This is a genomic window from Gaiella sp., from assembly GCF_057140465.1.
The window spans coordinates 49,238-58,328 of sequence record NZ_DBNHWK010000042.1 but is presented as its reverse complement, the minus strand read 5'-3'; the positions used below and the strand labels follow the sequence as shown (position 1 = coordinate 58,328).

The following is a 9,091-nucleotide window of genomic DNA, read 5'->3' as shown; positions in this document are numbered from 1 at the left end:
GCGCCGCGGGCGCCCGGCGACGACGCATCGGCCGCAGACGGTGCAGGTGCCCGCCGCTCCGCGTAGGCTTTGTCCCCTCAATGGCGGCCGAGCCTGCAGACGTCCGCGTCGACAACGTCGTCAAGCGCTTCGACGAGCTCGTGGCGGTGGACGGCATCTCGCTCGAGATCCCGCGCGGGTCGTTCTTCGCGATGCTCGGCCCCTCGGGCTGCGGCAAGACGACGACGCTGCGCATGATCGGCGGCTTCGAGGAGCCGACGTCGGGCGCGATCTACCTCGGCGACCAGGACGTCGTGGGCCTGCCGCCGTACAAGCGCGACGTGAACACCGTCTTCCAGAGCTACGCGCTGTTTCCGCACATGACGATCCGCGACAACGTCGCGTTCGGGCTGGAGCGGCGCAAGGTGTCGAAGGACGAGATCAAGAAGCGCGTCGACGAGATGATCGAGCTCGTCGGGCTCGCCGGCCGCGGCAACGTGAAGCCCCGGCAGCTGTCGGGAGGCCAGCAGCAGCGTGTCGCGCTCGCGCGGGCGCTCGTGAACCGGCCGCGCGTGCTGCTGCTCGACGAGCCGCTGGGAGCGCTCGACCTCAAGCTGCGCAAGCAGATGCAGCTCGAGCTGAAACGCATCCAGCACGATGTCGGCATCACCTTCGTGCACGTCACGCACGACCAGGAAGAGGCGATGACGATGGCCGACCAGATCGCCGTCATGAACCTCGGACGGATCGAGCAGCTCGGGTCGCCGACCGAGCTGTACGAGTCGCCGCAGACGGCCTTCGTCGCCGGGTTCCTCGGCACGTCGAACCTGCTCGAGGGTGCGGTCGTCAACGGCGGTGTCGTCCGGCTCGCGAACGGCGTCGAGGTGCGGGCGGACGTCACCGGAGTCTCGGGCGAGGTCGCGATCGGCGTCCGCCCCGAGAAGGTGCAGCTCGGCGGCGCCGGCACGAACCGTCTCGAGGGTCGCGTCCGCGAGACCGCCTACGTCGGCGTCGCGACGGAGATCGTCGTCGAGACGCCGGCCGGCGACATCACCGTCTTCCACCAGAACGCCGAAGCCGGGGGCGTGATCCCGGCCGGAGGCTCGCAGGTCACCGTCAGCTGGAGCCCCGAAGCCACGTTCGTCGTCGAACGAGAGGAAGAGGAGGCACGCACATGATCAACCGACCGCTCACCCGTCGAACGCTGCTCCAGCGTGGGGCTGCGGGCGTCACGATCCTGTCGCTCCCCGGGCTCCTCGCCGCCTGCGGCGGCGACGGAGGCGGCGGTGGCGACGACGAGGTGAAGGACGTCCTGAACTTCGCGAACTGGCCGCTGTACATCGACATCGACGAGGACACGAAGGAGCGTCCGACCCTGAACAAGTTCACCGAGGAGACGGGCATCACGGTGAACTACTTCGAGGAGATCAACGACAACGCGACGTACTTCGCGAAGGTGCAGGGCCCGCTCTCGCAGGGCCGCGGGATCGACCGCGACATCTTCGTGTTCACCGACAACTCGCGCTTCCCGTCGCTCCTGATCGAGAACGGCTGGGTCGAGAAGCTGAACAAGGACCTGATCCCGAACATCGAGAACCTGATCCCCGCCCAGCAGAGCCCGCCCTTCGACCCGGACCGCGAGTACTCGCTGCCGTGGCAGTCGGGCATGACCGGCATCGCCTGGAACCCGAAGGTCTCGGGTGGCGACGTCACGTCGATCGAGCAGTTGCTCACCGACCCCAAGCTCAAGGGCAAGGTGACGATGCTGACCGAGATGGCCGACTCGATCGGGCTCGTGATGCGGCAGAACGGCGACGACCCGACCGAGGTCACGGACGAGACGTTCGACAGTGCGATCGCGACGATCCAGAGCGCCGTCGACAGCGGGCAGATCCGCCGCTTCACCGGGAACGACTACGCGGAGGGGCTCTCGGGAGGCAGCATCGCCGCCGCCGTCGCCTGGTCGGGCGACATCGTGCAGCTGCAGATCGACAACCCCGACCTGCAGTTCGTGATCCCCGACGCGGGCGGCATGATCTGGACCGACAACATGATGGTCCCGCTCGGCGGCAGCTCCGCCACCGCCTCGACGTTCATGAACTTCGTCTACGACCCGGTGAACCAGGCGCCGATCGAGGCCTACGTGAACTACATCCCGCCGGTCGAGGGGACGAAGGAGGAGCTGGCCAAGATCGACCCGGAGCTCGCGAACAACCAGTTGATCATCCCCGACGAGGCGACGCTCGAGAACGTCAGCGGGTTCGACTCGGCTGCGCTCAACAACGAGGACTACATCGAGAAGTGGCAGCAGGTGCTCGGCGCCTAGTCCGTCTCCGAGGGGTCTCCCCGATCGGGGAGACCCCTCGTTCCCTGCCCCGATTCGAAGCGAGCACCTAGGCGATGGGGAGGTTCCTCCACCGGCACAGGGGCGTCACGCCCTACCTGCTGCTCGCGCCGGGAATCGCCTGGCTCGCGGTCTTCTTCCTCGTCCCGCTCGCGTTCCTCGGCTACCAGTCGCTCCAGTCCGGCTCGCTCGGGAACTACTCGTTCACGTGGGAGTTCTCGAACTACACCGAGGCCTTCACCGACTACCGGGAGCAGCTCTTCCGCTCGTTCCTGTACGCGGGGATCGCGACCGTGATCGCACTCGCGCTCTCCTATCCGCTCGTCTACTGGATCGCGTTCCGCGGCGGGCGGTGGAAGAACCTGTTCCTGCTCTTCATCGTCGCGCCGTTCTTCGTCACGTACCTGATCCGCACGCTGGCCTGGCGGAACATCCTCGCCGACGATGGGGCGGTCGTCGGCGTGCTCCGCGATATCCACATCCTCGCGGACGACGGGCGCCTGCTCGCGACGTCGGTCGCCGTCGTCGCCGGCATCACCTACAACTTCCTGCCCTTCATGGCGCTCCCGATCTACGTCTCGCTGGAGCAGGTCGACCCGCGGCTGCTCGAGGCGGCGAAGGACCTCTACGCCAGCCCCGTGCAGTCGTTCCTCCGGGTGACGCTCCCGCTCTCGGCCCCCGGCATCGTCGCGGGGACGCTGCTCACGTTCATCCCCGCGGCGGGTGACTTCATCAACGCCCAGCTGCTCGGCACGCCGCAGCAGTCGATGCTCGGGAACGTGATCCAGTCGAAGTTCCTCGAGCTGATCGACTACCCGACGGCGGCGGCGCTCTCCTTCGTCCTGATGGCGACGATCCTCGTCGCGCTCCTCGTCTACGCGAAGGTCGTCGGCACGGAGAAGCTGACCGGATGACGAGCGTCCCCCAGACCACCGTGCCCGCGCGGCGCCGCGGCGCCGGCTTCAAGACGTGGCGGTTCGTCAAGCGCCACGTACTGACGGTGTACGCCATGCTCGTGTTCGCGTACCTGATGCTGCCGATCGCCGTCGTCGTGCTCTTCTCCTTCAACAATCCGAAGGGGCGCTTCAACTACGTGTGGCAGGGCTTCACGATCGACAACTGGCGCGAGTGGGACGCGATCCTCGGGCTCAAGGACTCGGTGATCACGTCGCTCGAGATCGCGCTGCTCTCGTCGCTCGTCGCGACCGCGCTCGGGACGCTCGTCGCCCTGGCGATCGTCCGCCACCACTTCCGCGGGCGCAGCTTCACGAACCTCCTCGTGTTCCTGCCGATGTCGACGCCCGAGATCGTGCTCGGCGCGTCGCTGCTGACGCTGTTCATCAACATGCGGATCGCGACCGGGTTCGCGACGATCTTCATCGCGCACGTGATGTTCGTGATCAGCTTCATCGTCGTCACCGTCAAGGCGCGCCTGATCGACTTCGACCGCCATCTCGAGGAGGCGGCGATGGACCTCGGCGCGAACGAGTGGACGACGTTCCGGAAGGTGACGCTGCCGTTGCTGGCGCCCGCGATCCTCAGTGCCGGGCTGCTCGGATTCGCGATCTCCGTCGACGACTTCGTGATCACGTACTTCAACTCCGGGCCGACGCAGACGTTCCCGCTGTTCGTCTGGGGCGCGGCGCGCGTCGCCGTCCCGCCGCAGGTGAACGTGATCGCGAGCTCGATCTTCCTGATCGCGGTGTCGGTCATGGTCGTCAACGTGATCGTCTCCGGCGTCCGCGCGGGCCGGGCGGAGCGGGCGGGGGCATGACCGCGACCGGGCTCGACCTCCAGCGCCTCGCCAAGGAGCACCTGTGGATGCACTTCACCCGCATGGGCGGGTACGCGGCCAGCGACGTGCCGATCATCGTGCGCGGCGAGGGCTGCTACCTCGAGGACGCGAACGGCAAGCGCTACCTCGACGCGCTCGCCGGCCTGTTCTCGGTCAACATCGGCTACTCGTACGGCGAGGAGATCGGGCAGGCCGCCCTCGAGCAGATGCGCGAGCTGCCGTTCTACACGAACTGGACGTACGCGCACCCGCGGGCGATCGAGCTCGCGGCGGAGGTCGCCTCGCTCGCACCCGCCGCGCTGAACCGGGTCTTCTTCGTCTCCGGCGGCTCCGAGGCGGTCGAGTCGGCGTGGAAGCTCGCCCGCCAGTACTACGTGGCACGCGGCGAGACCCGGCTCCGTGCGCACGTCGGCACCGTCCCCGAGCGCGACCACGACGCCGTCGTCGCGAACCTGCGGACGCCGCCGCGGCGCTACAAGGCGATCACGCGGCAGACGGCCTACCACGGCACCACCCTGGGCGCGCTGTCTCTGACCGGGATCCCTCCGATCCGCGCCCCGTTCGAGCCGCTCGTGCCCGAGGTGCGGAACATCTCGAACACGAACCGCTACCGGCGGCCGGCGGGCGAGACCGAGGAGGAGTTCACGGCGTCGCTGCTCGACGAGCTCCGCCGCACGATCGAGATGATGGGCCCCGAGACGGTGTGCCTCGTCCACCTCGAGCCGGTGCAGAACTCGGGCGGTGCGTTCACGCCCCCGGCCGGGTACTTCCAGGGCGTGCGGGCGATCTGCGACGAGTACGACATCCTGCTCTCCGCCGACGAGGTGATCACCGGATTCGGACGGGTCGGCGCGTGGTTCGCCTCCGAGCGCTACGACATCCGGCCCGACCTCATCACGTCGGCGAAGGGCCTCTCCTCCTCGTACGGAGCGATCGGCGCCGTGATCGCCGCCGACCGCGTCGTCGAGCCGTTCCTCGAGCAGGGCTCGATGTACTCCCACGGCATCACGTTCGGCGGGCACCCCGTGCAGTGCGCGGTCGCCCTCAAGAACATCGAGATCATGAAGCGGGAGGGGATCGTCGAGCACGTCCACGCGAGCGAGGAGCGCTTCCGCTCCAAGCTCGCGACGCTCCTCGAGCTGCCGCTCGTCGGCGACCTCCGCGGCGCCGGGTTCTTCTGGGCGCTCGAGCTCGTGAAGGACAAGGAGACGAAGGCGACGTTCGGCGACGACGAGTGCGAGCGCCTGCTGCGCGGCATCGTCTCCCCGGCGCTGTTCGAGGCCGGCCTCATCTGCCGCGCCGACGACCGCGGCGACCCCGTCGTGCAGATCTCGCCGCCGCTCGTCGCCGGCGAGGCGGAGATGGACTCGATCGTGGGCATCCTCGGCGACGTCCTCGCCGAGGCCGGCCGGCGCATGGGCCACTGACGCCGGCCGGGCGACGCCACCCGAGCGGGCACCGGGTCGGATCGCGGGCATCACCCGTTCTCGGCCGTCGGGCGAGCCGCTAGCCTGCGTCGCGGCAGGCACTCGAAGGGAGCAGCGTGGAACACGACGGATCGGTGGTGATCGCAACCGACCTGACCCGGCGCTACGGGGAGGGCGACACGGCGGTCGACGCCCTGAGGGGCGTCTCCGTGGACATCGCGCCGCAGCGCATGACGGCCGTGATGGGGCCCTCGGGCTCGGGCAAGTCGACGCTGATGCACATCCTCGCCGGGCTCGACCGGCCGACGACCGGTGCGGTCAGCATCGCCGGGACGGAGATCACGACGCTCGGCGACAACGAGCTCACGAAGCTCCGTCGCCAGCACATCGGCTTCGTCTTCCAGTTCTTCAACCTGCTGCCGATGCTGACGGCGCGCGAGAACATCGTCCTCCCCCTGAGGATCGCCGGGGAGACGCCCGACGAGCTGTGGTTCGACGAGCTGATCGCGAACGTCGGCCTCGCCGACCGGCTGTCGCATCGGCCGGCCGAGCTCTCGGGCGGCCAGCAGCAGCGGGTCGCGATCGCCCGCGCGCTCGTCTCGCGCCCGACCGTGCTCTTCGCAGACGAGCCGACGGGCAACCTCGACTCGTCGACCGGTGCCGAGATCCTCGAGCTGATGCGGCGCTCGGTCGAGGGCCTCGGACAGACGATCGTGATGGTGACGCACGAGGCGCGCGCGGCCGCGATGGCGGACCACGTGCTCTTCCTCGCCGACGGGAGGATCGTCCGGGAGGTCGGCCACGTCGATCAGCACGAGATCCTGAAGATCGTCGACGAGCTCGACGTCGGATGATCCGCTTCGCCCTCGGCGGGCTCCTCTCCCGCAAGCTGCGCACGGCCCTCACCGCGCTCGCGATCGTGCTCGGCGTGGCGATGGTGAGCGGGACGTACGTGCTCACGGACTCGATCGACAAGGCGTTCGACGCCGTCTTCTCGGAGATCTACCGCGACACGGACGCGACGATCACGGGCCAGACCGCGTTCGACCTCAGCGGCGGCAGCGGCGCGCTCGCGCCCACGTTCGACGAGTCGCTGCTCGACGACGTGCTCGCGCTCCCCGAGGTCGAGGACGCGATCGGCGGTGTCGGGAGCGAGTCGACCCAGCTGATCGGGGACGACGGCAAGGCGGTCGTGTACGGCGGGGCCCCCAACCTCGGCTTCAGCGTCGACCCGACGAAGGAGCGGTTCAACACGCTGACCCTCGTCGACGGGGCCTGGCCGGGGGCGGGGGAGATGGTCGTCGACGAGTCGACCGCCGGCAAGGAGGGCTTCGCCGTCGGTGCCGTCGTCGGCGTCCAGGCCGAGGGGAAGATCGAGAGGCTGACGATCTCGGGCCTCGTGCGCTTCGGCGCCGTCGAGTCGATCGGCGGCGCGACGCTCACGGGGTTCGACCTGCCGACGGCGCAGCGCCTCTTCGACAAGGAGGGGGAGCTCGACCAGATCCGCGTCGCCGGGAAGGACGGGGTCTCTCCGGACGAGCTCGTGTCGGCGATCCAGCAGATCCTCCCGCGCGGGACGCAGGTCCGGACGGGCGATCAGCAGGCCGTCGAGGACGCGTCCGAGACGAACGAGTTCATCTCGTTCCTCCAGCGGTTCCTGCTCGCGTTCGCGGGTGTCGCGCTGTTCGTCGGCGCGTTCGTGATCGCGAACTCGCTCTCGATCACGATCGCCCAGCGCACCCGTGAGTTCGCGACGCTGCGGACGATCGGCGCCTCGCGGCGGCAGGTGCTCGGCTCGGTCGTGCTCGAGGCGCTCGTCGTCGGCGTCGTCGCCTCGGTGATCGGCCTCTTCCTCGGCCTCGGCCTCGCGAGCGGGCTTTTCCGTCTCTTCGACGCCGTCGGCTTCACGTTGCCGAACAGCGGGCTCGTCTTCTACGTGCGCACGGTGATCGTCGCGATCCTCGTCGGCGTCGTCGTCACGCTGCTCGCGAGCCTCCGGCCCGCGATGCGCGCCACGCGCGTGCCGCCGATCGCGGCCGTGCGGGAGGGCGCGACGCTGCCAGAGGGCCGCTTCGCCCGCTTCCGGACGCCCGCCTCGCTCCTGCTCACCGCGCTCGGCTTCGGCCTGCTGGCCTGGGGGCTGTTCGGGGCCAGCGGGACGACCCAGGTCCTCCTCTCGATGCTGGTCGGCGCGCTCGTGATCTTCCTCGGCGTCGCGCTGTTCTCGGTCCGCCTCGTCGACCCCCTCGCCCGCGTGTTCGGCTGGCCGGCGGCGGTGCTCGGAGGGGCTCCGGGGCGGCTCGCCCGCGACAACTCCCGCCGCAACCCGCAGCGCACCTCGTCCACCGCCTCGGCACTGATGATCGGCCTCGCCCTCGTGACGCTCGTCGCCGTCCTCGCCGCCGGGATCGTGCAGACCTTCACGGGGGCCGTCGAGGACCTGTGGGAGGACGCCGACTACGCGATCACGGCGCAGAACAACTTCTCGCCGATCCCGATCGCCGCCGCCGAGGCGGTCGCCCGCAGCGAGAACGTCGAGTTCGTCGCCAACGTGCGCACGGGCGAGGCGCTCGTGCTCCGCAAGCCGCGCTTCGTGACCGCTGTCGACCCACCCGCGGCGGAGGTCTTCGCGATCGACTGGGTCGAGGGCTCGCCCGACGTCCTGCGCACCCTCGGGGCGGACGGCGCCTTCGTCGACGACGGCTTCGCGAAGGACAACGGGCTCCGGGTCGGATCGATGATCGACGTCACCGTGCCGAGCGGCAAGGCGAAGCTGTTCGTCGTCCGGGGCATCTTCGACCCGCCCACGGGTGGCTCGCCCTTCGGTGACGTGACCGTCTCGGTCGCGGCCTGGGACGCGCTCGTCGACCAGCCGCGCAACCTCTACTCGTTCGCGAAGATGGCCGGCGGCGTGTCCGCCGCGAACCAGAAGATCCTCGACGAGACGCTCGAGGGCTTCCCGAACGCGAAGGCGCAGACCCGCGACGAGTTCGTCGACAACCAGATCTCCGGCCTGTCGGCGGTGCTCAACATCCTCTACGTGCTGCTCGCGCTCTCCGTCGTCGTCAGCCTGTTCGGGATCGTCAACACGCTCGTCCTCACCGTCTTCGAGCGGACGCGCGAGATCGGGATGCTCCGTGCGATCGGCATGACACGGCGCCAGGTGCGCCGGATGATCCGCGCGGAGAGCGTGATCACGGCCCTCATCGGGGCGGCGATCGGGATCGTGCTCGGGATCGTCCTCGCCGGCCTGCTCATCGTCCGGGTCGAGTTCATCGACTTCGCGCTCCCGATCGGCCAGCTCGTGATCTTCGCGGTCGCCGCCGTGATCGTCGGCCTGATCGCCGCGATCTTCCCCGCCCGGCGCGCGGCCAAGCTCGACCCGCTGGAGGCGCTCCACTACGAGTAGACGCGCCGGGGTCGCGACGCCCTCCGTGCGGGCGCCCTGCCACGGAGTGATCCCTCGCGCCCCGACGGCCTCCCGCTGGCCCTCGCGCCCCGGGGCAGGAGACGCGCGAGCAGTGTCGCGATCGTCGCGGCAGCGGC

General features: G+C 69.5%; 7 protein-coding genes. All 7 read left to right on the top strand.

Annotated elements, in window-relative coordinates; genetic code table 11:
* Positions 1-80: 80 nt before the first annotated feature.
* The 7 genes from AC162C_RS06370 (at position 81) to AC162C_RS06340 (ending at position 8,954) form a co-directional block, all read left to right on the top strand.
* Complete coding sequence (locus tag AC162C_RS06370; RefSeq protein ID WP_484096828.1) at positions 81-1,157, top strand: ABC transporter ATP-binding protein; 1,077 nt, start codon at positions 81-83, stop codon at positions 1,155-1,157.
* Positions 1,154-2,305, top strand: a complete 1,152-nt coding sequence (locus AC162C_RS06365) for a polyamine ABC transporter substrate-binding protein (RefSeq protein ID WP_484096827.1) — start codon at positions 1,154-1,156, stop codon at positions 2,303-2,305. The genes AC162C_RS06370 and AC162C_RS06365 overlap by 4 nt, the downstream gene beginning before the upstream one ends.
* Before the next feature lie 74 nt (positions 2,306-2,379).
* Complete coding sequence (locus AC162C_RS06360) at positions 2,380-3,237, top strand: ABC transporter permease (protein ID WP_484096826.1); 858 nt, start codon at positions 2,380-2,382, stop codon at positions 3,235-3,237.
* On the top strand, positions 3,234-4,097 hold the full coding sequence (locus tag AC162C_RS06355; protein WP_484096825.1) for an ABC transporter permease: 864 nt from the start codon (positions 3,234-3,236) through the stop codon (positions 4,095-4,097). The genes AC162C_RS06360 and AC162C_RS06355 overlap by 4 nt, the downstream gene beginning before the upstream one ends.
* The gene (locus AC162C_RS06350; protein ID WP_484096824.1) at positions 4,094-5,545 is read left to right on the top strand and encodes an aminotransferase class III-fold pyridoxal phosphate-dependent enzyme; all 1,452 of its coding nucleotides are present in this window, start codon (positions 4,094-4,096) and stop codon (positions 5,543-5,545) included. Before AC162C_RS06355 ends, AC162C_RS06350 begins: the two co-directional genes overlap by 4 nt.
* Before the next feature lie 116 nt (positions 5,546-5,661).
* A complete protein-coding gene (locus AC162C_RS06345) occupies positions 5,662-6,399 on the top strand; it encodes an ABC transporter ATP-binding protein (protein ID WP_484096823.1) in 738 nt (245 codons plus the stop codon).
* Positions 6,396-8,954: an ABC transporter permease gene (locus AC162C_RS06340; RefSeq protein WP_484096822.1), complete on the top strand. Its 2,559-nt coding sequence runs from the start codon at positions 6,396-6,398 to the stop codon at positions 8,952-8,954. The genes AC162C_RS06345 and AC162C_RS06340 overlap by 4 nt, the downstream gene beginning before the upstream one ends.
* The last annotated feature ends 137 nt before the right edge of the window (positions 8,955-9,091 follow it).

Coding starts and splice junctions, on each gene's coding strand:
- AC162C_RS06355 (WP_484096825.1), top strand. CDS start 3,234: ATGACGAGCGTCCCCCAGACCACCGTGCCCGCGCGGCGCCGCGGCGCC.
- AC162C_RS06360 (WP_484096826.1), top strand. CDS start 2,380: ATGGGGAGGTTCCTCCACCGGCACAGGGGCGTCACGCCCTACCTGCTG.
- AC162C_RS06350 (WP_484096824.1), top strand. CDS start 4,094: ATGACCGCGACCGGGCTCGACCTCCAGCGCCTCGCCAAGGAGCACCTG.
- AC162C_RS06370 (WP_484096828.1), top strand. CDS start 81: ATGGCGGCCGAGCCTGCAGACGTCCGCGTCGACAACGTCGTCAAGCGC.
- AC162C_RS06340 (WP_484096822.1), top strand. CDS start 6,396: ATGATCCGCTTCGCCCTCGGCGGGCTCCTCTCCCGCAAGCTGCGCACG.
- AC162C_RS06365 (WP_484096827.1), top strand. CDS start 1,154: ATGATCAACCGACCGCTCACCCGTCGAACGCTGCTCCAGCGTGGGGCT.